Source organism: Variovorax sp. dw_954 (genome assembly GCF_018449755.1).
Taxonomy (GTDB): domain Bacteria; phylum Pseudomonadota; class Gammaproteobacteria; order Burkholderiales; family Burkholderiaceae_C; genus Variovorax.
Window position 1 is genome coordinate 1 of record NZ_JAAVVD010000008.1, and the last position, 21,327, is coordinate 21,327.

Here is a 21,327-nt window from a genome sequence, read left to right on the forward strand (position 1 = left end):
GGGGGCGGCAGGCGCTGCCGCCGGGGTCGCGGGTGTAGAGGGTGCAACGGCCGATGCAGCGGGCGCAGTGGCGGCAGGCGCGGTCGCGCTCTGCAGCTTGTTCAATTCCGAAATGTTCTTCGACAGCTCCGCCACGCGGGTGCTGGTGTCCTTGGCCTGGCGTTCCGCCGCCAGCTTTTCGTCGGCGGCCGTGGTCGACGTGCCTGGCGAAATGGTGAGCTTGTCGGGCGATGCTGCGGCGGCATTTCGGTCCTGGACATTGGTCTGGACCTTGCCTCCGGCCTGGCGATCCGCGCGAGCCACCCGGGAGGTCGGCGCGTTGCCGGCCAGGCGCTGGCGATAGTCGTTGAAATCACGGCTTTGCGCGGTGACGGTGCGCCGGGCTTCGTCGGGCGGTGTCGCGGTGGCCTGCGCAGCGCTCGGTACGTTGATGACCGCGCCGGCCTTCATGCGGTTGACGTTGCCGCCGAGGAAAGCATCCGGATTGCTCCGCAGCATCGCCACCAGCATCTGGTCGAGCGACACGTCTGCCGGCTTGTAGGCGCCGGCGATCTTGCTGGCAGTGTCGCCGGGGCGCACCGCGACTTGCTGGCCGTCACCGGTGCCGGTGCGCACGGCGCGCTCGGCTGCCGGTGCGGGCGTGGGCGCGGGAACAGGCGCCGGACGTGGACGCGGCGGGGCTGCCTGCGCCACCGGGGGCGCTGCGGGCGGCGTGGCCATGCGCGTCGGCGGGGTGTTGCCGATCTGGATCTGCGGCCCGACCGGGTTGATCGGTGTTGCGGCCGCCTGGCGGCTGCGCGGCGGATCGAGCAGCACGGTGTAGTCGCGCACGACGCGCCCGCCTCCCCAGTTGGCTTCCAGCAGCAGGTCGATGAACGGATCGTTGAGCGAGCGATTGCCGGCCAGGCGCACGACGTAGCGGCCATCGGCGCGGCGTTGCAGCACCATGCGCACGTCGGCGAGGGCGGTGTTGTAGGCGACGCCCGCGGCCTGGAAGGCTTCGGGCGACGCGATGTTGAGCTTCATGCTGTCAGCTTCGGCAGCACTGATCTCGGTGACGTCGATCTCGGCGCGCAGCGGTTCGCCGAGGGCCGATTGCACGTTGAGCCGACCCAGCGCCAGCGCGCTGGCATCCGTGCTCACCACCAATCCCAATGCGAGTGCGATGGCGGCGCTCAGCAGTGAGACTGGACCGCTGCCCGAAGACGTCGGGGTGGGCCGGGTGACCGGGTTCAGGTTCACGTGCAGCGGAGGTCTGGTCATGCTGATAGGGGGCTTCATGGCCCGGAAGTGTAAGAGAACGTTAACACCATCACCCCCTAGTGACAAGGCAACAGCTTAGACCAGACCAGTGCGTGCCAACTTCGGCCGCAAAGTTCCGTGGCTGTTTTGCAACGTCACCCTCTGCTTCAGGCGTCGAGCAGGATTCGCAGCATACGACGCAATGGCTCGGCCGCGCCCCACAGGAGCTGGTCGCCGATTGTGAACGCTCCGACGTATTCCGGACCCATCGCCAGCTTGCGGATGCGGCCGACAGGGATATTCATGGTGCCGGTGACGGCGACGGGCGTCAGGTCCTTGAGCGTGGCTTCACGCGTGTTCGGAACGACCTTGACCCAGGCGTTGTCTGCCGCGATGAGCGCCTCGATGTCCGCCGTCGGCACGTTCTTCTTGAGCTTGAAGGTCAGCGCCTGGCTGTGGCAGCGCATCGCGCCGACCCGCACGCAGAAACCATCGACGGGCGTGGCGGCGGTGCCGAAGCCCGCGCCCTGGCCGAGGATCTTGTTGGTCTCGGCGCCGCCCTTCCACTCTTCCTTGGACAGGCCCCATTCGGCATCGTCGTGCGACGTCTTGCCGATGCCGAGGTCCTTGTCGATCCACGGAATCAGTGAGCCACCCAGCGGTGCGCCGAAGTTGGCCGTTTCCGCGGCCGACAGGTTCTGCTGCTTGTGCAGCACCTTGCGGTCGATTTCCAGGATGGCCGACTTCGGATCGTCCAGCAGCGCCTTCACTTCCGAATTCAGCGTGCCGAACTGCGTCAGCAACTCGCGCATGTGCTGTGCGCCGCCGCCTGATGCGGCCTGGTAGGTCATGCTGGTCATCCACTCGACCAGGCCGGCCTTGTACAGCGCGCCCACGCCCATCAGCATGCAGCTCACGGTGCAGTTGCCGCCGATCCAGTTCCTGCCGCCCTTGCTGAGTGCGGTCTGGATCACGGGCAGGTTCACCGGGTCGAGGACGATGATCGCGTCATCCTTCATGCGCAGCGTCGAGGCGGCATCGATCCAGTGGCCGTTCCAGCCGGCTGCGCGCAGCTTGGGGAAGACTTCGCTCGTGTAGTCGCCGCCTTGGGCGGTGATGACGATGTCGCACTTCTTCAGTGCTTCGATGTCGAACGCATCCTTCAGCGCGGTCTCGTTCTTGGCCATCGACGGGGCCTTGCCGCCGGCGTTGGAAGTCGAGAAGAACATCGGCTCGATGAGGCCGAAGTCGCCTTCGGCCTGCATGCGGTCCATCAGGACCGAGCCGACCATGCCACGCCAGCCCACGAGGCCGACCAGAGGTTGAGATGCGTACGCCATTTTGAAAAGTGCCCTAAGTCAAAAAAGAAAGTGGTTTCTCTTTGCGCCCGACTCGTCGAGCCGGGGGGCGTGACGAAGCGGGCTGCGGTTAGCCGGTAATCGTCTTTTTGGTGATTGCTGCAACAACCGCGTCACCCATTTCGCGGGTGCCGACGCGCTTCGTGCCTTCCGACCAGATGTCGCCGGTGCGAAGGCCTGCGGCCAGCACCTGCTGGACCGCCGACTCGATACGAGCGGCGGCTTCGGGTTGGTTGAGGGAGAAGCGGAGCATCATGGCAGCGGAGAGGATTGTAGCCAATGGATTGGCAACCCCCTTGCCGGCGATGTCGGGCGCGCTGCCATGGCTCGGTTCGTACAGGCCCTGGTTGCTCGCATTCAGCGAGGCCGAGGGCAGCATGCCGATGGAGCCGGTGAGCATCGCGGCCTCGTCCGAGAGGATGTCGCCGAACATGTTGCCGGTGACGACCACGTCGAACTTCTTCGGCGCCTTGACGAGTTGCATGGCCGCGTTGTCGACGTACATGTGGTCGAGTTCGACGTCCGGATATTCCTTGCCGACCTCGGTGACGATGTCCTTCCAGAACTGGAAGGTCTCAAGCACGTTGGCCTTGTCGACGCTGGTCACGCGCTTGCTGCGCTTGCGCGCGGCCTCGAAGGCGACGCGGGCGATGCGCTCGACCTCGGGGCGCGAGTAGCGCATCGTGTCGAAGGCTTCCTCGGCGCCGGGAAAGTGCCCGTCGACGGCGGTGCGGCGGCCGCGCGGTGCGCCGAAGTAGATGTCGCCGGTCAGTTCGCGGATGATGAGGATGTCCAGGCCCGCGATGAGTTCGGGCTTGAGGCTCGATGCGCCGACCAGTTGCTCGTAGCAGATCGCAGGGCGGAAGTTGGCGAACAGGCCAAGGTTCTTGCGCAGGCCCAGGATGGCCTGCTCCGGGCGCAGCGGGCGGTCGAGCTTGTCGTACTTCCAGTCGCCGACGGCGCCGAACAGCACAGCGTCGGATTCCTTGGCGAGCTTGAGCGTCGACTCGGGCAGCGGATGGCCGTGCGCTTCGTAGGCGGCGCCGCCGACCAGGGCGGTTTCCATCTCGAACTTCAGGTCGAGGACGTCGAGCACGCGAACGGCTTCGGCGACGATTTCGGTGCCGATGCCATCACCGGGGAGGACTGCGATTTTCATGAGAGTCGAAGGGTTGTTAATTGTTGGAAGTCAGTGCTCGTCGCCGAGCCAGTGCGACAAGCGATGCTCGCAGGTCTTGAAGATCACGTAGGCCACCATGCTCAGCACGCCGTTCAGCAGCAGATGAAAGAGTTGACCGAGCGCGCCGTCCATGACCGCCTGCCATCCCTGCTCGGCAAGGAAGGCCGCATTGGCCTGGAACAGGTAGATGAGGTTCAACGTGCCCGCGCCGAAAGCAAAGAAGCTCAGGCACAGGACGATGAAGGTCAGCCACAGCCGCGACAACACCCAGCGCTGGAACAGTCGACGCATGGCGGCAATCGCGTCAGCTCACCATCGTGTGGGCGAGCCACGGCTTGGTGGCCAGGCGTTCCTTCTCGAAGGCCTGGATTTTGTCCTTGTGGCGCAGCGTCAGGCCGATGTCGTCGAGGCCGTTGATGAGGCAGTACTTGCGGAAGGCTTGCACGTCGAAGGCGAGTTCGGTGCCATCGGGCTTCACCACCACCTGGCGCCCCAGGTCGATGGTGAGCTGGTAGCCGGGGAATGCGAAGACTTCGTCGAACAGTTTCGCGACCTGCGCCTCGGGCAGCACGATCGGCAGCAAGCCGCTCTTGAAGCTGTTGTTGAAGAAGATGTCGGCGTAGCTCGGCGCGATGATGGCGCGGAAGCCGTACTGGTCGAGTGCCCACGGCGCGTGCTCGCGCGACGAGCCGCAGCCGAAGTTCTGGCGCGCGATCAGGATCGACGCGCCGACATAGCGCGGCTGGTTCAGCACGAAATCGGGGTTCGGCTTGCGGGTGGCAGGGTCTTGCCCCGGTTCGCCGGTGTCGAGGTAGCGCCAGGCGTCGAACAGATTGGGGCCGAAGCCGGTCTTGCGGATCGACTTCAGGAACTGCTTGGGAATGATCGCGTCGGTGTCGACGTTCTCGCGGTCCATCGGGGCGACGAGGCCCTTGTGTACGGTGAATTTCTGCATGGTGAGGACTCCAGATTCAAAAGCGGACTGCCGGACGCAGAGGACGCGAAGATTGCGCGAAGGACGCGAAAGAACAGCCAAAATTCATGGGGTTTCTTTCGCGTTCTTCGCGTAGTTTTTCGCGTCCTTCGCGGCCGGCTGTTCTTGTATTCAGGCGAAGGTGCGCACGTCGACGAAGTGCCCGTGCACCGCGGCGGCAGCGGCCATCGCGGGGCTCACGAGGTGGGTTCGGCCACCGGCGCCCTGGCGGCCTTCGAAGTTGCGGTTGCTTGTGGAGGCGCAGCGCTCGCCGGGTTCGAGGCGGTCGGCGTTCATCGCCAGGCACATCGAGCAACCGGGCTCGCGCCATTCGAATCCTGCGGCCTTGAAGATCACGTCGAGGCCCTCGCGCTCGGCCTGTTCCTTCACCAGGCCGGAGCCGGGCACGACCATCGCGAGCTTGACGTTCTTCGCGACCTTCTGGCCCAGCTTCTTCACGACGGCAGCGGCTTCGCGCATGTCCTCGATGCGGCTGTTCGTGCACGAGCCGATGAACACCTTGTCGACGAAGATGTCGTTCATCGCCTTGTTCGGCTCCAGTCCCATGTAGGTCAGCGCGCGTTCGATGGCGCCGCGCTTGTTGGCGTCCTTTTCCTTGTCGGGATCGGGCACGCGGCCGTTAATCTCCGTGACCATCTCGGGCGAGGTGCCCCAGGTGACCTGCGGCGGGATCTTTGTGGCGTCGAGTTCGACGACGAGATCGAAGTGCGCAGTGGGGTCGGATTGCAGCGTCTTCCAGTAGCTGACAGCCTGGTCCCATTCCACGCCGGTGGGTGCGAGCGGGCGGCCCTTGACGTAGCTGATCGTCTTTTCATCGACCGCCACGAGGCCAGCGCGCGCGCCGGCTTCGATGGCCATGTTGCAGACCGTCATGCGGCCTTCCATGCTCAGGTCGCGGATCGCCGAGCCCGCGAATTCGATGGTGTAGCCGGTGCCGCCAGCGGTGCCGATCTTGCCGATGATCGCGAGCACGATGTCCTTGGCGGTGCAGCCGAGCGGCAGCTTGCCTTCGACCTTGACCAGCATGTTCTTCGCCTTCTTGCCGAGCAGCGTCTGCGTCGCCATCACATGCTCGACCTCGCTGGTGCCGATGCCGTGCGCGAGCGCGCCGAATGCGCCGTGCGTGGAGGTGTGCGAGTCGCCGCAGACGACCGTCATGCCCGGCAGCGTCGCGCCCGATTCCGGGCCGATCACGTGCACGATGCCCTGGCGCTTGTTCAGGAACGGGAAGAACGCGGCCGCGCCGAATTCGGCGATGTTGTGGTCGAGCGTCGTGATCTGCTCCTTGCTGGTCGGGTCGGCAATGCCTTCGTAGCCGCGCTCCCATCCGGTGGTCGGCGTGTTGTGGTCGGCCGTGGCCACGACCGAGCTGATGCGCCACAGCTTGCGGCCGGCCTCGCGCAGGCCCTCGAAGGCTTGCGGGCTGGTGACTTCGTGCACCAGGTGGCGGTCGATGTAGAGGATCGCGGTGCCGTCTTCCTCGGTGTGGACGACGTGTTCGTCCCAGATCTTGTCGTAGAGCGTGCGTGCCATGTCAGTCTTCTTTCGTGGGGTGATCGTTGTGTTTCAGGCGGCCAGTTCGGCCGGTTCGCGGGCGGCTGCTTCGCCGGAGGCTTGGAGGTGCTGGACGAGCGTGCGGGCGGCGACCGGCAGTGTGGAAAAGTCGCGCGCGACCAGGCGGATTTCGCGCTGCGCCCAGGCGTCCTTGAGTGCCACGCTGGTGAGCCGCCGGCCGACACCGCCGCGCATCAAGTCGAATGCCTGGCCCGGCATCACGCCGATGCCGAGGCCGTTCTCGATCATCCGGCACATGGCGTCCAGGCCGGTGACGTGGATGCGCAGCTTGATGCTGCGACCGGCATCCAGCGCGGCCTGGCGCGTGGCGACATAGATCGAGCTGTTGGTGTGCAGGCCGACGTGGTCATGCTCCAGCGAATCGACGAAATCGATGGGCCCCGCACCCGCGAGCGGATGCCCGGCGGGCACGATCAGCACCAAGTGGTCGTGGCGATAGGGCAGGCTCTGCAATTCGGTGTCGTGGTCGGCCAGATGACAGACGCCGAGGTCCGAAGCGCCTTCCTGGACCGCGCGCAGCACCTCGCTGCTGAGGTGTTCTTCGAGGTCGATCTTGATGGCCTCGTGCGCGCGGCGGAAGGCGCCCAGGTCTTCCGGCAGGAACTGCACGATGGCCGAGATGTTGGCGTGCACGCGCACATGGCCGCGCACCCCGTCGGCGTACTCGCTGAGTTCGCCCTGCATCTTCTCGAGGCTGTAGAGCACCGAGCGGGCGTGGTGCAACAGGCTCTCGCCGGCCGGCGTCAGGTCGACGCCGCGCGTATGGCGGTAGAGCAGGGGGGTGTTGAGCGTGGCTTCGAGGTCCGACAGGCGCTTGCTGACGGCTGACGCCGCGATGAACTCGCGCTCCGCCGCGCGGCCGATGCTGCCCAACTCGCATACAGCCACGAAGAGCTGCAGGGAGGTCAGGTCGATCCGGCGGGCAAAGCTGCGTTCAGAGGTGTTCACGGTGCGCTGGCTGCCATCGCGGGAGGCGATGAAGCGGAGCGCTATTTTGCTAGGGAATTGACCCTTCCGTCATCGTGAAACACGATGACACCGTTGCTGCCTCAAGATGAAAAAAAGCGGGCGCTCGGCCCGCTGCTTCCAGTGGTGGCGGCAAGGCGCCAGGTCACTTGTTCTTGTCGGCGGAGCTTTCCAGCTTCTGGCCGGCCTTCTCCATGTCCTGGCCTGCGCCCTTCATGGTGTTGCAGCCGGCCAGCGGAATGGCGAATGCGAACGCGACGGCCATCAATGCAGCGATTTTTCTCATATCAGACTCCTTTGGAGCAGTAGGTTGAATGGAATGCGAGGCGGTTTTCCCTCCGCACCGGCAGATTAGGGAAATGCACGGGGCCGTCTTGTCAGCCAAAACGCAAAAAGGCTGCCCGAAGGCAGCCTTTCAAAAGGTGAGGCGCGAGGCCCCGACGGATGCTCAGCGTGTGGCGATCGGTTGCACGTCGCGCTTGACCGAGCCTTCGAACAGCTGGCGCGGACGACCGATCTTGTACTCGGGGTCGCCGATCATTTCGTTCAGCTGGGCGATCCACCCGACGGTACGGGCCAGCGCGAAGATCGCGGTGAACAGCGGCACCGGGATGCCGATGGCGCGCTGCACGATGCCCGAGTAGAAGTCGACGTTCGGGTAGAGCTTGCGCGAGACGAAGTACTCGTCTTCCAGGGCGATCTTCTCGAGCGCCATGGCCAGCTTGAACAGCGGATCGTTCTCGAGACCCAACTCGTGCAGCACTTCCTTGCAGGTTTCCTGCATCAGCTTGGCGCGTGGGTCGTAGTTCTTGTAGACACGGTGCCCGAAGCCCATCAGCTTGACGTTCGAGTTCTTGTCCTTGACCTGCTTGATGAACTCGCCGATCTTCTCGACGCCGCCAGCCTTCTGGATGTCGTAGAGCATGTTGAGCGCCGCCTCGTTGGCGCCACCGTGGGCGGGGCCCCAGAGGCAGGCCACGCCGGCTGCGATCGCCGCGAACGGGTTGGTGCCCGACGAGCCGCACAGGCGGACGGTCGAGGTCGAAGCGTTCTGCTCGTGGTCTGCGTGCAGGATGAAGATGCGGTCGAGCGCGCGCTCGAGCACCGGGCTCACCTTGTACTCTTCGCACGGCGTGGCGAACATCATGTGCAGGAAGTTGCCGGCATAGCTCAGCTCGTTCTTCGGGTACATGTACGGCTGGCCGATCGTGTACTTGTAGGCCATGGCGACCAGCGTCGGCATCTTCGCGATGAGGCGGATGGCGGCGATCTCGCGGTGCTTCGGATTGTTGATGTCCGTGCTGTCGTGATAGAAGGCCGACAGGGCGCCGACCAGGCCAGTCATGATGGCCATCGGGTGCGCGTCGCGACGGAAGCCGCGCAGGAAGAACTGCATCTGCTCGTTGACCATGGTGTGGTTGGTCACGAGCTTGGTGAAGGTGCCCTTTTGCGCTTCGTTCGGCAGTTCACCGTACAGCAGCAGGTGGCAGGTTTCCATGAAGTCGCAGTTGGTCGCGAGCTGTTCGATGGGGTAGCCGCGGTAGAGCAGTTCGCCCTTGTCGCCGTCGATGTAAGTGATGGCCGACTGGCACGACGCGGTCGACATGAAGCCCGGGTCATAGGTGAACATGCCGGTCTGCGCGTACAGCTTGCGGATGTCGATGACATCCGGGCCGATCGAGCCCTTGTAGATCGGCAGGTCGATGTTGTCGGTGCCGTTGCTGAACGACAGCGTGGCCTTGGTGTCAGAGGCTTTCATTGAGGCTTTCTTTCTTCAAATAAATCTGGAAGGAGGCTTGCGCGCGTTCAGACGCGCAGGAGATGCAACAAATCGACCACGCCCGGCGCCGCCAAGGCAGGCTCCGGCTCTTTTCGCTTGAGCAACAAGTCGAGGAGATCATGGTCCGACAGGTCCATCAGGGCTTCCATTGCCTGTGCCTGTCCGACGGTCAAGCGAGATTCATGCCGCTCGAAGAAGCGGGCGATGAACAAGTCATTTTCGAGCAGGCCGCGCCGGCAACGCCATTTCAGCTTGCTCAGCGCACGGGCGCCGAGGGGCTGGTCGAGGTTGTCGGTGGCTTGCATGGCTGTTCAGGTCAGATGGCGCGGCGGACCATCAATTCCTTGATCTTGCCGATCGCCTTGGTCGGGTTCAAGCCCTTGGGGCACACGTCGACGCAATTCATGATGGTGTGGCAGCGGAACAGGCGGTACGGGTCTTCGAGGTTGTCCAGGCGCTCGGCGGTGGCTTCGTCGCGGCTGTCGGCGATGAAGCGGTAGGCCTGCAGCAAGCCGGCCGGGCCGACGAACTTGTCGGGGTTCCACCAGAAGCTCGGGCAGCTCGTCGAGCAACTCGCGCACAGGATGCACTCGTAGAGACCGTTCAGCTCGTCGCGTTCTTCAGGCGACTGCAGGCGTTCCTTCTCGGGCGGCACGGTGTCGTTCTGCAGGTACGGCTTGATCGAGTTGTACTGCTTGAAGAACTGCGTCATGTCGACGATCAGGTCGCGGATGACCGGCAGGCCAGGCAGCGGCTTCAGCACGACCACGCCCTTGAGCGTGTTCATGTTGGTCAGGCAGGCCAGGCCGTTCTTGCCGTTGATGTTCATTGCGTCGGAGCCGCAGACGCCTTCGCGGCAGGAGCGGCGGAACGACAGCGTGGGATCCTGCGCCTTGAGCTTCATCAGGGCGTCGAGCAGCATGCGTTCGTGGCCGTCGAGTTCGATCTCGATGGTCTGCATGTACGGCTTGGCATCCTTGTCCGGGTCGTAGCGGTAGATCTTGAAAGTGCGCTTCATCGTGGATATTCCTGTTCTTGATCTTCAGAAGGTCCGGACCTTCGGGGGCACCGACGCGACGGTGAGTGGCTGCAGCTTCACCGGCTTGTACGACAGGCGGTTGCCTTCGCTGTACCAGAGCGTGTGCTTCATCCAGTTGGCATCGTCGCGGCCGAGCGGCGAGACCGGATCGTCCGCGGGACGTTCGTAGTCTTCCACCGTGTGGGCGCCGCGGCATTCGCGACGGGCGGCGGCGGAGACCATGGTGGCCTGCGCCACTTCGATCAGGTTGTCGACTTCCAGCGCCTCGATGCGCGCGGTGTTGAAGACGCGCGACTTGTCCTTGAGCGTGACGGCGCGGACGCGCTCGCGCACGGCGGCGATCTTCTCGACGCCTTCGTCCATCGAGGCCTGCTTGCGGAACACGGCTGCATGCTGCTGCATCGTGGCGCGGATCTCGGCTGCCACGTCCTGCGCGTACAGACCGTCGGTGGAGTCTTCCAGTTCGTTCAGTCGGGCCAGCGTGCGGTCGGCGGCGTCTTCCGGCAGCGGCTTGTGTTCCTTGTTCTTGTTGTTGAACTCGACGATGTGGTTGCCGGCCGCACGGCCGAACACCAGCAGGTCGAGCAGCGAATTGGTGCCCAGGCGGTTGGCGCCGTGCACGCTCACGCAGGAGCATTCGCCGACCGCGTAGAGGCCGTTGACCACGGCGCTGTTCTCCTCGCCCTGCTGGATGACGACCTGGCCGTTGATATTGGTCGGGATGCCACCCATCTGGTAATGGATGGTCGGCACGACCGGAATCGGCTCCTTCGTGATGTCGACATTGGCGAAGTTGACGCCGATCTCGTACACCGAGGGCAGGCGCTTGTGGATGGTCTCGGCACCGAGGTGGTCGAGCTTGAGCAGCACGTAGTCCTTGTTCGGTCCGCAGCCGCGGCCTTCCTTGATTTCCTGGTCCATCGAGCGGGACACGAAGTCGCGCGGCGCCAGGTCCTTCAAAGTGGGCGCATAGCGCTCCATGAAGCGTTCGCCGTTGCTGTTGAGCAGGATCGCGCCTTCGCCGCGGCAGCCTTCGGTCAGCAGCACGCCGGCGCCGGCCACGCCGGTCGGGTGGAACTGCCAGAACTCCATGTCCTGCAGCGGAATGCCCGAGCGCGCCGCCATGCCCAGGCCGTCGCCGGTGTTGATGAAGGCGTTGGTCGACGCGGCAAAGATGCGGCCGGCGCCGCCGGTGGCGAGCAGCACGGTCTTGGCCTGCAGGATGTGCAGGTCGCCGGTTTCCATTTCGAGCGCGGTGACGCCGACGACGTCGCCTTCCTCGTCACGGATCAGGTCGAGCGCCATCCATTCGACGAAGAACTGTGTGCGCGCTTCCACGTTCTTCTGGTAGAGCGTGTGCAGCATCGCGTGGCCGGTGCGGTCGGCCGCGGCGCAGGCGCGCTGCACCGGCTTCTCGCCGTAGTTGGCGGTGTGGCCGCCGAAGGGGCGCTGGTAGATCGTGCCGTCCGGGTTGCGGTCGAAGGGCATGCCGAAGTGTTCGAGCTCGTACACGACCTTCGGTGCCTCGCGGCACATGAATTCGATCGCGTCCTGGTCGCCCAGCCAATCCGAACCCTTGATGGTGTCGTAGAAGTGGTAGTGCCAGTTGTCCTCGCTCATGTTGCCGAGCGATGCACCGACGCCGCCTTGTGCGGCGACGGTGTGCGAGCGGGTCGGGAACACCTTGGAGAGCACGGCCACGTTGAGGCCGGCGCGAGCGAGTTGCAGCGAGGCGCGCATGCCGGAGCCGCCGGCGCCGACGATGACGACGTCGAACTTGCGCTTGGTGATTTGGTCTTTGGTGTAGGTCATGGGGTCAGGCGGCGATGGGGTGGGACGAAGAGAGTGAGGGCATCACACTCTCCAGAGCACTTGAATGGCCCAACCCGCGCAACCGACAAGCCAGACGAGCGTGAAGATCTGCAGCAGCAGGCGGATGCTGACGGGCTGGATGTAGTCCATCCAGATGTCGCGCATGCCGACCCACACGTGGTACAGCAGCGAGACGATGACCGCGAATGTCAGCACCTTCATCCACTGCTGCGAGAAGATGCCGGACCACTTCTCGTAGCCGATGGGGCCGACGCTGAAAAGCACCTGGCCGAGCAGGATGATCGTGAAGAGCGCCATCAGGCCGCCCGTGATGCGCTGGCTGAGCCAGTCGCGAAGTCCGTAGTGCGCGCCGACGACGATGCGCTTGGAGCCGTAGTTCACTGCCATTTTTGTGCTCCCGATCAGTAGAGGCCGAACAGCTTGGCGCCGAGCACGACGGTGAGCGCAATGCTCAGGAACAGCGTGATCATGGCTGAACTCTTGCCGAATTCCTTGCTCACCGCCGAATGGCTCACGTCCATCCAGAGGTGGCGCAGGCCCGCGATGAAGTGGTGCAGGTAGGCCCAGATGAGTGCGAGCGCCACCAGCTTGATCAGCACGCCCGGAACGTAACCAAGGCCGCTGTTGAAGGCGGCCTTGAATTTTTCGAAGGAGAGCTCTGAACTGATCGAGGTGTCGAACATCCAGATGATGAACGGCAGCAGCAGGAACATCAGGAAGCCGCTGACGCGGTGCAGGATCGAGACGATGCCGGCTGGCGGCAGGCGGTACGTCCGGAGATCGGTGAATGCGTTGATGTTGCGGAATTCGCGGCGCGGTGGCCGGGGGGTGGAGGCAAGCTCAGTCATGGGAGGCTTTCGTTGCTTTTCGTGGGGACGGCTTGTTTCTTGGAGGCAAATGCAAACAACGAAAAATTGTATTGCAATGCACCATGACGCATCGGTGCGCCGTGCATCGACACAGTGCGTAACTCGGGCTCTCGAGCCTGAATCCGGGAAGGTATCGCGCGCTGGCAGCCCGTTTTGCGCAAAAAGCAGCGGCCACCGGCCTTGCGGCGGGCGCAGCGACTGGGCGCGGAGCAGATCATCCGAGTTCGTTCCGGTAGTGGTGCGTGTCGGTGCGGTACAGGCCGCGTCGAAGCTCCATGGGGGTGTCGTGGTAGGTGTAGGCCACGCGCTCGACGCTCAGGAGCGGGGTTGCGTGGGTGACGGCGAGCAATTCGGCCTGTGCGGCATCGGGCAGCACCGCGCGGATTTTCTCCTCTGCGCGGATCATGTGCACGCCGAATTCGGCTTCGAAGAGCGAATACATGGGTCCGCGCCATGCTGTGAGACGCTCCGCCGTCAGGCCCTTGAACGGTACGCCGGGGAGCCACAGGTCTTCCAGGATGGTCGGCACGCCGCCGTAGGCCAGCACCCGGCGCACCTGCAGCACCGCATCACCGGTGCGCAAGGACAGGGCGCGCGCCACGTCGGCGGCGGCGCGCAGGCGCTTGCAGTCCACGATGGTGCGCTCGGCCGGGCCTTCGGTGTTGAGGTCGCCGCTGTCGGGCACGAGCTTGAGGAAGCGGTACTGGACGTGGTGCTCGGTGTGCGTCGCGACGAAGGTGCCCTTGCCCTGGCGGCGTACGAGCAGGTTCTCAGCGGCCAGTTCGTCGATGGCCTTGCGTACCGTGCCCTGGCTCACCCGAAAACGCGCGGCCAGGTCCATTTCGCTCGGAATGGGCTCGCCGGGCTTCCATTCGCCGGCCTTCAGGTTCTGCAGGATCAGGGCCTTGATTTGCTGATACAGCGGGCTGAACGCGGGCGTCGGCGTATCTGGCAGGGCGGAAAGGGGCGTGTTCATGGCGTGGGCAAGCGCGGCGAGGGCGCCGGAATGGCCCCTATCTTATATAAGACATAAGACATGCGCCATGAAACTGCGGTTTGGGGCCTAAAATGCCGGCCGGTTTTGCGCGCGGGCCCCAGGTCCGGCGATGCCCGCGACGTCTGCGGGGGAGTCGCGGTGCGAATCCTCTCTTTTTCACCACCTTCTGGAGTCTTCCCATGAGCAAAAAACCCGTCCGCGTTGCCGTCACCGGCGCCGCCGGCCAAATCGGCTACGCCCTGCTGTTCCGCATCGCCTCCGGCGAAATGCTGGGCAAGGACCAGCCGGTCATCCTGAATTTGCTCGAAGTGCCGGTCGAAGGTCCGCAGAAGGCGCTCAAGGGCGTGATGATGGAACTCGACGACTGCGCCTTCCCGCTGCTGGTCGGCATGGAAGCCCACAGTGACCCAATGACGGCGTTCAAGGATGCCGACTACGCGCTGCTGGTCGGCTCGCGTCCGCGCGGCCCCGGCATGGAACGTGCCGAGCTGCTGGCCGTCAACGGCGCCATCTTCACGGCCCAAGGCAAGGCGCTCGACGCCGTCGCCAGCCGCAACGTCAAGGTGCTGGTGGTCGGCAACCCCGCCAACACCAACGCCTACATCGCCATGAAGAGCGCGCCCGGCCTGCCCCGCAAGAACTTCACCGCCATGCTCCGCCTGGATCACAACCGCGCTGCCAGCCAGATCGCTGCCAAGACCGGCAAGGCCGTGGCCGACATCGAGAAGCTGACCGTCTGGGGCAACCACTCGCCCACGATGTATGCCGACTACCGCTTCGCCACCATCAGCGGCGAAAGCGTTGCCAAGATGATCAACGACCAGGAGTGGAACGCCAACACCTTCCTGCCGACCGTCGGCAAGCGCGGCGCGGCCATCATCGAGGCGCGTGGCTCGTCGTCGGCTGCATCGGCCGCCAACGCCGCCATCGACCACATGCGCGACTGGGCCCTGGGCACCAACGGCAAGTGGGTCACGATGGGCATCCCGTCGGACGGCCAGTACGGCATTCCGAAGGATGTCATGTTCGGTTTCCCGGTCACCTGCGAAAACGGTGAATACAAGCTGGTCGAGGGCCTCGAGATCGACGCCTTCAGCCGGGAACGCATCAACAAGACCCTGGAAGAGCTGCAGGGCGAACAAGCTGGCGTGGCCCACCTGGTCTAAACCGCGGCATGCTCGACTGGAACCCCGCGCTCTATTCCCGTTTCGAGGACGAGCGCACTCGCCCGGCGCGCGACCTGCTCGCCCGAGTGGCGATGGATCCGGCGGGCGTCGCCAGCGTGGTCGACCTGGGCTGCGGCCCGGGCAACTCGACCGAACTGCTGGTCGAACGCTTTCCGCAGGCGTTCGTGACCGGCACGGACAACTCCGAACCGATGCTGGTCAAGGCGCGGGAGCGCCTGCCGGCGGCGAAGTTCGAACTCAGCGACATCTGGACCTGGCAGCCTGAAGTACCGCCCGACCTGATCTACGCCAATGCCTCGCTGCAATGGGTGCCGGGTCATGAGACCCTGTTCCCGCGACTGCTGGAGGCGCTTGCGCCCGGCGGCACGCTCGCCATCCAGATGCCGGACAACCGCGACGAACCCACGCACCGCCTGATGCGCGAACTCGCGGCCAAGGCGCCGTGGGCCAAGGCGATCGGCGATTTCTCGCGCTTTCGCACCGAACTGCTGCCGCTCGACGGCTACTACGACCTGCTCGCGCCCCTGGCGGAGAGCATCGACGTCTGGCGCACGGCGTACCAGCACCCGATGGAGTCGCCGGCCGCCATCGTCGACTGGGTCCGTGGCACCGGGCTGAAGCCCTTCGTCGACCGCCTGTCGCCCGAGCTGCAGGAAAGCTACCTGGCCGCCTACGAGCGGCGCATCGACCAGGCTTACCCCGAACGTGCCGACGAGAAGCGCCTGCTGGCGTTTCCGCGCATGTTCATCGTGGCGCGGAAGGCATGACCATGACCGCAGCGCCGGGCCGCCCCAAGCAAGGTCGCACCCCCTCGGCGGGCAGCGAGGACACGAAGTGCCGAGCGTGGGGGCTCCAATGATCCCCGCCCTTCGCCCCGGCGACGTGCTGCGCGCCGCACAGGCCGGCACCGTCGTGCTCCCGGTGTGCGACCACTACAGCGGCGTCGAGGCGCGCATGAAGAAGAGTCTCGCGCTCCAGGCCGAGATGGCCGAGGAGTTCGGCGCCTGCGTGTTCGACGTCACGCTCGATTGCGAGGACGGCGCCCCGGTCGGCGGCGAGTCCGAGCATGCCGCGCTCGTCACCGAACTCGCGCTGGCCGCGGCGCCCGGCATGCGAGTTGGTGTGCGCGTGCATCCGGTGGACCACGCGGCCTTCGATGCCGACGTGGCCACGATCGCCGGGCGAGCCGGCCACAAGCTCAGCCACATCATGGTGCCGAAGGTCGAGTCGCTGGCCGACGTGGTGCGAGCCGCCGCCGCGCTCGACGCGGCCGGGGCGCAGGGCTTGCCGCTGCAGGTGCTGATCGAATCGCCGCTGGCGGTGCACAACGCCTTCGACATTGCCTCGCATCCGCGTGTGCAGTCGCTGAGCTTCGGCCTGATGGACTTCGTTTCCGCGCATGCGGGCGCGATTCCGGCCGAGGGCATGGCGGCGGCGGGGCAGTTCACGCATCCGCTGGTGGTGCGGGCCAAGCTCGAGATCGCCTCCGCCGCGCATGCGCACGGCAAGGTGCCGTCTCATTGTGTTGTCACCGAATTCAACGATATTGACGCGATGCGCGCCGCCGCCAGGCGCGCGGCCAACGAATTCGGCTACACGCGCATGTGGAGCATCCATCCCAACCAGATCCGCCCCATCCTCGATGCCTTCGCACCGGGCGAAAGGCAGATCGAGACGGCGGCGAAGATCGTCGCCGCCGCCGAGGCCGCCAACTGGGCGCCCGTGAGTTTCGAAGGCGTGCTGCACGACCGCGCGAGCTACCGCCTGTATTGGCACGTGCTCGAGCGCGCGCACGCCACTGGCCGTGCCTTGCCTTCCGGGGCCAAGGCATGGTTTGGCGTTCCCGCCACATCCTGATCTGCTCCAAAAACACTCTCAGAAGGAATCCACCATGAAGAAGATTGCACTCATCGCGGCACTGGCCCTGGCACTACCTCTTGCCGCCTCGGCGCAAGATGCGGCCAAGGCCAAGCCCCTGTCGACCGGCAAGAAGGTCACGCAGAAGGTGGTCCCGAAGAAGATCATCAAGAAGGTCGAGGAAGCCCAGCCGATTTCCGATGAGACCAAGATCGTGCTGACGCCCGAAGACATGGCCGTGGCCCAGCGTGTGGCGACCGGCAACATCAAGTGCGAACTCGGCGCCAGCGTGGACATCGAGGCCGACCCGCAGAAGCCGGGCTTCTTCAACCTCACCCACAACAAGGTGAAGTACCGCCTGCACCCGGTGGAAAGCCGCACCGGCGCCATCCGCCTGGAAGACCCGCGCCTGGAAGCCATGTGGCTGCAGCTCGGCAACAAGTCGATGCTGATGAGCCAGAAGCAGGGTCTGCGCCTGGCCGACGAGTGCCAGGCCGCCGCGCAGGCCGAGTTCGCCGAGAGCATGAAGAAGAACCCGCCGAAGGACCTTTTCGAAGGTGCCGACGCACCGAAAAAGTAAATCCCCGCGGCGCGGCTCTTGCTTGAAACCTGCGCCGCCTGCAGTTCCCACGTCACACGGAGAGAAAAATGTTGCAAGCCTACGTTGAACACGTTGCCGAACGCGCCGCGCTCGGCATCCCCCCGCTGCCGCTGTCTGCCAAGCAGACCAGCGAGCTGATCGAGCTGCTGAAGGTCGCCACCCAGAACGATGGCGAATTCCTGCTCAACCTGATCACGCACCGCGTGCCCGCCGGCGTGGACGATGCGGCCAAGGTCAAGGCCAGCTACCTCGCGGCCGTGGCGCACGGCACCGAGAAGAGCCTGCTGATCTCGCGCGCACACGCCACCGAGCTGCTCGGCACCATGCTGGGCGGCTACAACATCAGCCCGCTGATCGACCTGCTGGACGACGCCGAAGTCGGCGGCGTGGCCGCGGAGGCGCTCAAGAAGACGCTGCTGATGTTCGACCAGTTCCATGACGTCAAGGAGAAGGCCGACGCGGGCAATGCCCACGCCAAGGCCGTGCTGCAAAGCTGGGCCGATGCCGAATGGTTCACCAGCCGCCCGGAAGTGCCGCAGAGCATGACGCTCACCGTGTTCAAGGTGACCGGCGAGACCAACACCGACGACCTGTCGCCCGCGCCTGACGCGACGACCCGCCCCGATATCCCGATGCACGCCCTGGCGATGCTGAAGAACGCACGCCCCGGCATCACGCCGGAAGAGGACGGCAAGCGCGGCCCGGTGAAGTTCATCGAATCGCTCAAGGAAAAGGGCCACCTGGTCGCCTATGTCGGTGACGTGGTCGGCACGGGCTCCTCGCGCAAGTCCGCCACCAACAGCGTGCTGTGGTTCACCGGCCAGGACATCCCCTTCATCCCGAACAAGCGCTTCGGCGGGGTGTGCCTGGGCGCCAAGATCGCCCCGATCTTCTACAACACGATGGAAGACGCCGGCGCGCTGCCGATCGAACTCGACGTCAACAACATGAACATGGGCGATGTGATCGAACTGCGCCCCTACGAAGGCAAGGCGCTCAAGGACGGCCAGGTCATCGCCGAGTTCACCGTGAAGAGCGACGTGCTGTTCGACGAAGTGCGCGCCGGTGGCCGCATTCCGCTGATCATCGGCCGCGGCCTGACGACCAAGGCGCGCGAGGCGCTGGGCCTGCCCGCTTCGACCTTGTTCCGCCTGCCGCAAGCACCGGTGGACACCAGGAAGGGCTTCTCGCTCGCGCAGAAGATGGTCGGCCGCGCCTGCGGGCTGCCGGAAGGGCAGGGCGTCCGCCCCGGCACCTATTGCGAACCGAAGATGACGTCGGTCGGCTCCCAGGACACGACCGGCCCGATGACCCGCGACGAACTGAAGGACTTGGCCTGCCTGGGCTTCTCGGCCGACCTGGTCATGCAATCGTTCTGCCACACGGCGGCCTATCCCAAGAAGGTCGACGTGAAGATGCACCACGAGCTGCCGGACTTCATCAGCACCCGCGGCGGCGTTTCGCTGCGTCCGGGCGACGGCGTGATCCACAGCTGGCTCAACCGCCTGCTGACGCCCGACACCGTCGGCACCGGCGGCGACAGCCACACGCGTTTCCCGATCGGCATCAGCTTCCCGGCCGGCTCCGGCCTCGTGGCCTTTGCTGCGGCCACGGGCGTGATGCCGCTGGACATGCCGGAATCGGTTCTGGTGCGTTTCAAGGGCAAGATGCAACCGGGCGTCACGTTGCGTGACCTGGTGAACGCGATTCCGCTGTACGCCATCAAGGCCGGCCTGCTGACGGTCGAGAAGAAGGGCAAGAAGAACATCTTCTCGGGTCGCATCCTCGAAATCGAAGGCCTGCCGGACCTGAAAGTCGAGCAAGCCTTCGAATTGAGCGACGCTTCGGCTGAACGCTCGGCCGCCGGCTGCACCGTGCACCTGGACAAGGCCCCGATCATCGAATACATCAACAGCAACATCACGCTGATGCGCTGGATGATCTCGGAAGGCTATGCCGACGCCCGTACGCTGGGGCGCCGCATCGCCGCGCAGGAAGCCTGGCTGAAGGACCCGCAGCTGCTGCAACCCGACGCCGACGCAGAATACGCTGCCGTGATCGACATCGACCTGGCCGACATCCACGAGCCGATCCTGGCCTGCCCCAACGACCCGGACGACGTGAAGACGCTGTCCGACGTGGCCGGCGTCAAGATCGACGAAGTGTTCATCGGTTCGTGCATGACCAACATCGGCCACTTCCGTGCAGCCTCCAAGCTGCTCGAAGGCAAGCGCGACATCCCGGTCAAGCTGTGGATCGCGCCGCCGACCAAGATGGACGCCAATCAACTGACGGAAGAAGGCCATTACGGCGTGTTCGGCAACGCGGGTGCGCGCACCGAAATGCCAGGCTGCTCGCTGTGCATGGGCAACCAGGCACAGGTGCGCGAAGGCGCGACGGTGGTGTCCACCAGCACGCGCAACTTCCCGAACCGCCTGGGCAAGAACACCAACGTGTACCTGAGCAGCGCCGAACTCGCGTCGATCGCTTCCACGCTCGGCCGCATCCCGACGAAGGAAGAGTACATGGCCGGCATGGGCGTGCTCACCGCTGCGAGCGACCAGGTCTACCAGTACCTGAACTTCGACAAGATCGATGAGTTCACCGAGGCGGCAGCGACGGTTCACGCCTGACCTGAGCGGCCATCCAGGGAAGCCCGCTTCGAAAGAGGCGGGCTTTTTTGTATTTGCGGGCCTTCAATTCATGACCACGCGCCCATGCTCGCCGATGTCGGTGGGCGGCTTGCCGGTGACGGCCGAGGTCAGCATGCGGAACAGTTGCGTGGCCTTCGTCTCGTCGACGTCCCAGTAGTCGGCGCTGCTGATCTCGACGGCGAGCAGGCCGAGGTTTGGATCCTTGGCGCCTTCCGGAAACCAGGCCTTGGCCATGGTGGTGAAGAGCGATTCCTTCAGCGCCTGGTCCTCGATGAGCTTGGCGTGGCCGGTGACCGAGACATAGGTGTCGTCGTCGGTGTTGGCATAGGCGACGTTCACCGAGGCGTCGTGCACCAGGTGGCGTGCGATCTCGCCGTTCTTCGGGACAAAGAAGTAGAGCCTGCCATCGGCGTCGAGGGTCTTGTTCTGCGTGGTCAGAGGGTGGCTGTGCAGGCCATCTTCGTGGCGGTGCGTGAGCATGCCGAAGCGGGTGCCCTTGATCAGGTCCCAGAGCTTGCCCGGGTCGTTGGCGGTCGCGGTTTGGGTCATGTTGATGATCTCCTTCGGTGTGACTGGACGCCAACCGTAGGCCGCGACCGGCAGCCCTCACGCGGATCAAACGCGCATGCGCATGTCGTCCAACGCCGACGCAGGGCTTCATCTCGCGGGCCGCGCCACCAGTTCGTCGAGCAGTTCGGCGTAGCGCATGACGAGCGTGGCGTTGTCGGGGAGGTAGCGGGTAATCAGGGCGCGCTGCCGTGCCCGGTAACCCGCATGGTCCGCGTCATGCCCGTCGATGACCTCGCGCAGGCGCGCGGCACCGGCATTGACGTCGTTGCCCTTGTAGTAGTAGCCCAGGTCCGGACAAAGCGCAGCGTTATGCACGAGCGGGTACCCGCTCATCCACAACTCGCGCTGGCTGGGCGATGCGGGCTATTACTACCCGCAGTTCGACGCCGACGCCGCCGGGGCGCAACTGTTGCACGCATTGCGCGACCACGATGCGCAGATCGATGACTACCGCGCCCGCTCCCGGCGCGTGTTCGCAGCGGTCGATCCGTTTGCCGTCGAGAACGTCGTCGGCTATGCGCGCCGCTTGCTGCACCTGGTTGGCGGCGACGAGGGCTTCAAGGCCAGTGCGCCGGTTGCACTTGCGGGAGCGGCCGAATGAGCGCCGCGCCGGGCCGCCCCAAGC

At 65.0% G+C, this 21,327-nt stretch carries 22 protein-coding genes and 1 pseudogene; 6 read left to right on the forward strand and 17 right to left on the reverse strand.

The window, feature by feature from the left end; all coding sequences use genetic code 11:
* The 15 genes from HB681_RS14220 to HB681_RS14290 form a co-directional block, all read right to left on the reverse strand.
* Nucleotides 1-1,263: FimV/HubP family polar landmark protein (locus tag HB681_RS14220; protein WP_275946407.1), on the reverse strand; the 1,263-nt coding region annotated here is incomplete at its 3' end.
* Nucleotides 1,264-1,409: 146 nt separating this feature from the next.
* Nucleotides 1,410-2,582 carry an aspartate-semialdehyde dehydrogenase gene (gene asd / locus HB681_RS14225; RefSeq protein ID WP_213955494.1) on the reverse strand — a complete coding sequence of 391 codons (1,173 nt, stop codon included), beginning with the start codon at nt 2,580-2,582 and terminating at the stop codon, nt 1,410-1,412.
* Between the two features lie 88 nt (nt 2,583-2,670).
* A complete protein-coding gene (gene leuB, locus HB681_RS14230) occupies nt 2,671-3,759 on the reverse strand; it encodes a 3-isopropylmalate dehydrogenase (RefSeq protein ID WP_213955495.1) in 1,089 nt (362 codons plus the stop codon).
* A gap of 30 nt (nt 3,760-3,789) precedes the next feature.
* Nucleotides 3,790-4,071 (reverse strand): hypothetical protein, encoded by a 282-nt coding sequence (locus HB681_RS14235; RefSeq protein WP_213955496.1) that lies wholly within the window; start codon nt 4,069-4,071, stop codon nt 3,790-3,792.
* A gap of 13 nt (nt 4,072-4,084) precedes the next feature.
* Nucleotides 4,085-4,735, reverse strand: coding sequence for a 3-isopropylmalate dehydratase small subunit (leuD, locus tag HB681_RS14240; RefSeq protein WP_213955497.1), 651 nt, complete (start codon nt 4,733-4,735; stop codon nt 4,085-4,087).
* Between the two features lie 150 nt (nt 4,736-4,885).
* Nucleotides 4,886-6,307: a 3-isopropylmalate dehydratase large subunit gene (leuC, locus tag HB681_RS14245; protein WP_213955498.1), complete on the reverse strand. Its 1,422-nt coding sequence runs from the start codon at nt 6,305-6,307 to the stop codon at nt 4,886-4,888.
* 33 nt (nt 6,308-6,340) lie between these two features.
* Nucleotides 6,341-7,297 carry a LysR family transcriptional regulator gene (locus HB681_RS14250; RefSeq protein WP_213955499.1) on the reverse strand — a complete coding sequence of 319 codons (957 nt, stop codon included), beginning with the start codon at nt 7,295-7,297 and terminating at the stop codon, nt 6,341-6,343.
* Between the two features lie 163 nt (nt 7,298-7,460).
* Nucleotides 7,461-7,601: an entericidin A/B family lipoprotein gene (locus tag HB681_RS14255; protein ID WP_213955500.1), complete on the reverse strand. Its 141-nt coding sequence runs from the start codon at nt 7,599-7,601 to the stop codon at nt 7,461-7,463.
* A 162-nt stretch (nt 7,602-7,763) separates the two neighbouring features.
* Nucleotides 7,764-9,074, reverse strand: coding sequence for a citrate synthase (gene gltA / locus HB681_RS14260; protein WP_213955501.1), 1,311 nt, complete (start codon nt 9,072-9,074; stop codon nt 7,764-7,766).
* A 47-nt stretch (nt 9,075-9,121) separates the two neighbouring features.
* Nucleotides 9,122-9,400 carry a succinate dehydrogenase assembly factor 2 gene (locus HB681_RS14265; RefSeq protein ID WP_213955502.1) on the reverse strand — a complete coding sequence of 93 codons (279 nt, stop codon included), beginning with the start codon at nt 9,398-9,400 and terminating at the stop codon, nt 9,122-9,124.
* 11 nt (nt 9,401-9,411) lie between these two features.
* Nucleotides 9,412-10,113 (reverse strand): succinate dehydrogenase iron-sulfur subunit, encoded by a 702-nt coding sequence (locus HB681_RS14270; RefSeq protein WP_213955503.1) that lies wholly within the window; start codon nt 10,111-10,113, stop codon nt 9,412-9,414.
* A 24-nt stretch (nt 10,114-10,137) separates the two neighbouring features.
* Entirely contained in the window at nt 10,138-11,946 is a 1,809-nt protein-coding gene (sdhA, locus tag HB681_RS14275; protein WP_213955504.1) for a succinate dehydrogenase flavoprotein subunit, read from the reverse strand.
* A gap of 42 nt (nt 11,947-11,988) precedes the next feature.
* Nucleotides 11,989-12,354, reverse strand: a complete 366-nt coding sequence (gene sdhD / locus HB681_RS14280) for a succinate dehydrogenase, hydrophobic membrane anchor protein (protein WP_213955505.1) — start codon at nt 12,352-12,354, stop codon at nt 11,989-11,991.
* A gap of 14 nt (nt 12,355-12,368) precedes the next feature.
* The gene (gene sdhC / locus HB681_RS14285) at nt 12,369-12,815 is read right to left on the reverse strand and encodes a succinate dehydrogenase, cytochrome b556 subunit (protein ID WP_213955506.1); all 447 of its coding nucleotides are present in this window, start codon (nt 12,813-12,815) and stop codon (nt 12,369-12,371) included.
* A 235-nt stretch (nt 12,816-13,050) separates the two neighbouring features.
* Nucleotides 13,051-13,812: a GntR family transcriptional regulator gene (locus tag HB681_RS14290; RefSeq protein WP_213955507.1), complete on the reverse strand. Its 762-nt coding sequence runs from the start codon at nt 13,810-13,812 to the stop codon at nt 13,051-13,053.
* Between the two features lie 200 nt (nt 13,813-14,012).
* Here HB681_RS14290 and HB681_RS14295 point away from each other — a divergent pair, with 200 nt between their 5' ends.
* From HB681_RS14295 to acnB, 5 genes are all read left to right on the forward strand, one after another.
* A complete protein-coding gene (locus HB681_RS14295; protein ID WP_213955508.1) occupies nt 14,013-14,999 on the forward strand; it encodes a malate dehydrogenase in 987 nt (328 codons plus the stop codon).
* An 8-nt stretch (nt 15,000-15,007) separates the two neighbouring features.
* Nucleotides 15,008-15,787, forward strand: coding sequence for a trans-aconitate 2-methyltransferase (tam, locus tag HB681_RS14300; protein ID WP_213955509.1), 780 nt, complete (start codon nt 15,008-15,010; stop codon nt 15,785-15,787).
* A gap of 88 nt (nt 15,788-15,875) precedes the next feature.
* Nucleotides 15,876-16,877: an aldolase/citrate lyase family protein gene (locus HB681_RS14305; RefSeq protein WP_213955510.1), complete on the forward strand. Its 1,002-nt coding sequence runs from the start codon at nt 15,876-15,878 to the stop codon at nt 16,875-16,877.
* Between the two features lie 34 nt (nt 16,878-16,911).
* Nucleotides 16,912-17,457, forward strand: a complete 546-nt coding sequence (locus HB681_RS14310) for a hypothetical protein (RefSeq protein WP_213955511.1) — start codon at nt 16,912-16,914, stop codon at nt 17,455-17,457.
* A gap of 68 nt (nt 17,458-17,525) precedes the next feature.
* Nucleotides 17,526-20,111 (forward strand): bifunctional aconitate hydratase 2/2-methylisocitrate dehydratase, encoded by a 2,586-nt coding sequence (acnB, locus tag HB681_RS14315; protein ID WP_213955512.1) that lies wholly within the window; start codon nt 17,526-17,528, stop codon nt 20,109-20,111.
* A gap of 63 nt (nt 20,112-20,174) precedes the next feature.
* Here the strand turns inward: acnB and HB681_RS14320 are convergent, their stop codons facing one another.
* Both HB681_RS14320 and HB681_RS14325 read right to left on the reverse strand, forming a co-directional pair.
* On the reverse strand, nt 20,175-20,681 hold the full coding sequence (locus HB681_RS14320) for a pyridoxamine 5'-phosphate oxidase family protein (protein ID WP_213955513.1): 507 nt from the start codon (nt 20,679-20,681) through the stop codon (nt 20,175-20,177).
* 108 nt (nt 20,682-20,789) lie between these two features.
* Nucleotides 20,790-21,029 (reverse strand): annotated as a pseudogene (locus HB681_RS14325) (DUF2827 family protein); the annotation flags it as partial.
* A gap of 22 nt (nt 21,030-21,051) precedes the next feature.
* Between HB681_RS14325 and HB681_RS14330 the strand changes: the two are divergent.
* Complete coding sequence (locus HB681_RS14330) at nt 21,052-21,303, forward strand: DUF2827 family protein (RefSeq protein WP_218628225.1); 252 nt, start codon at nt 21,052-21,054, stop codon at nt 21,301-21,303.
* Nucleotides 21,304-21,327: the final 24 nt, after the last annotated feature.

What these genes read in the sequence shown, in the direction of transcription:
- asd (WP_213955494.1), bottom strand. Translation starts at nt 2,582, where the DNA reads ATGGCGTACGCATCTCAACCTCTGGTCGGCCTCGTGGGCTGGCGTGGC.
- leuB (WP_213955495.1), bottom strand. Translation starts at nt 3,759, where the DNA reads ATGAAAATCGCAGTCCTCCCCGGTGATGGCATCGGCACCGAAATCGTC.
- HB681_RS14235 (WP_213955496.1), bottom strand. Translation starts at nt 4,071, where the DNA reads ATGCGTCGACTGTTCCAGCGCTGGGTGTTGTCGCGGCTGTGGCTGACC.
- leuD (WP_213955497.1), bottom strand. Translation starts at nt 4,735, where the DNA reads ATGCAGAAATTCACCGTACACAAGGGCCTCGTCGCCCCGATGGACCGC.
- leuC (WP_213955498.1), bottom strand. Translation starts at nt 6,307, where the DNA reads ATGGCACGCACGCTCTACGACAAGATCTGGGACGAACACGTCGTCCAC.
- HB681_RS14255 (WP_213955500.1), bottom strand. Translation starts at nt 7,601, where the DNA reads ATGAGAAAAATCGCTGCATTGATGGCCGTCGCGTTCGCATTCGCCATT.
- gltA (WP_213955501.1), bottom strand. Translation starts at nt 9,074, where the DNA reads ATGAAAGCCTCTGACACCAAGGCCACGCTGTCGTTCAGCAACGGCACC.
- HB681_RS14265 (WP_213955502.1), bottom strand. Translation starts at nt 9,400, where the DNA reads ATGCAAGCCACCGACAACCTCGACCAGCCCCTCGGCGCCCGTGCGCTG.
- HB681_RS14270 (WP_213955503.1), bottom strand. Translation starts at nt 10,113, where the DNA reads ATGAAGCGCACTTTCAAGATCTACCGCTACGACCCGGACAAGGATGCC.
- sdhA (WP_213955504.1), bottom strand. Translation starts at nt 11,946, where the DNA reads ATGACCTACACCAAAGACCAAATCACCAAGCGCAAGTTCGACGTCGTC.
- sdhD (WP_213955505.1), bottom strand. Translation starts at nt 12,354, where the DNA reads ATGGCAGTGAACTACGGCTCCAAGCGCATCGTCGTCGGCGCGCACTAC.
- sdhC (WP_213955506.1), bottom strand. Translation starts at nt 12,815, where the DNA reads ATGACTGAGCTTGCCTCCACCCCCCGGCCACCGCGCCGCGAATTCCGC.
- HB681_RS14290 (WP_213955507.1), bottom strand. Translation starts at nt 13,812, where the DNA reads ATGAACACGCCCCTTTCCGCCCTGCCAGATACGCCGACGCCCGCGTTC.
- HB681_RS14295 (WP_213955508.1), top strand. Translation starts at nt 14,013, where the DNA reads ATGAGCAAAAAACCCGTCCGCGTTGCCGTCACCGGCGCCGCCGGCCAA.
- tam (WP_213955509.1), top strand. Translation starts at nt 15,008, where the DNA reads ATGCTCGACTGGAACCCCGCGCTCTATTCCCGTTTCGAGGACGAGCGC.
- HB681_RS14305 (WP_213955510.1), top strand. Translation starts at nt 15,876, where the DNA reads ATGATCCCCGCCCTTCGCCCCGGCGACGTGCTGCGCGCCGCACAGGCC.
- HB681_RS14310 (WP_213955511.1), top strand. Translation starts at nt 16,912, where the DNA reads ATGAAGAAGATTGCACTCATCGCGGCACTGGCCCTGGCACTACCTCTT.
- acnB (WP_213955512.1), top strand. Translation starts at nt 17,526, where the DNA reads ATGTTGCAAGCCTACGTTGAACACGTTGCCGAACGCGCCGCGCTCGGC.
- HB681_RS14320 (WP_213955513.1), bottom strand. Translation starts at nt 20,681, where the DNA reads ATGACCCAAACCGCGACCGCCAACGACCCGGGCAAGCTCTGGGACCTG.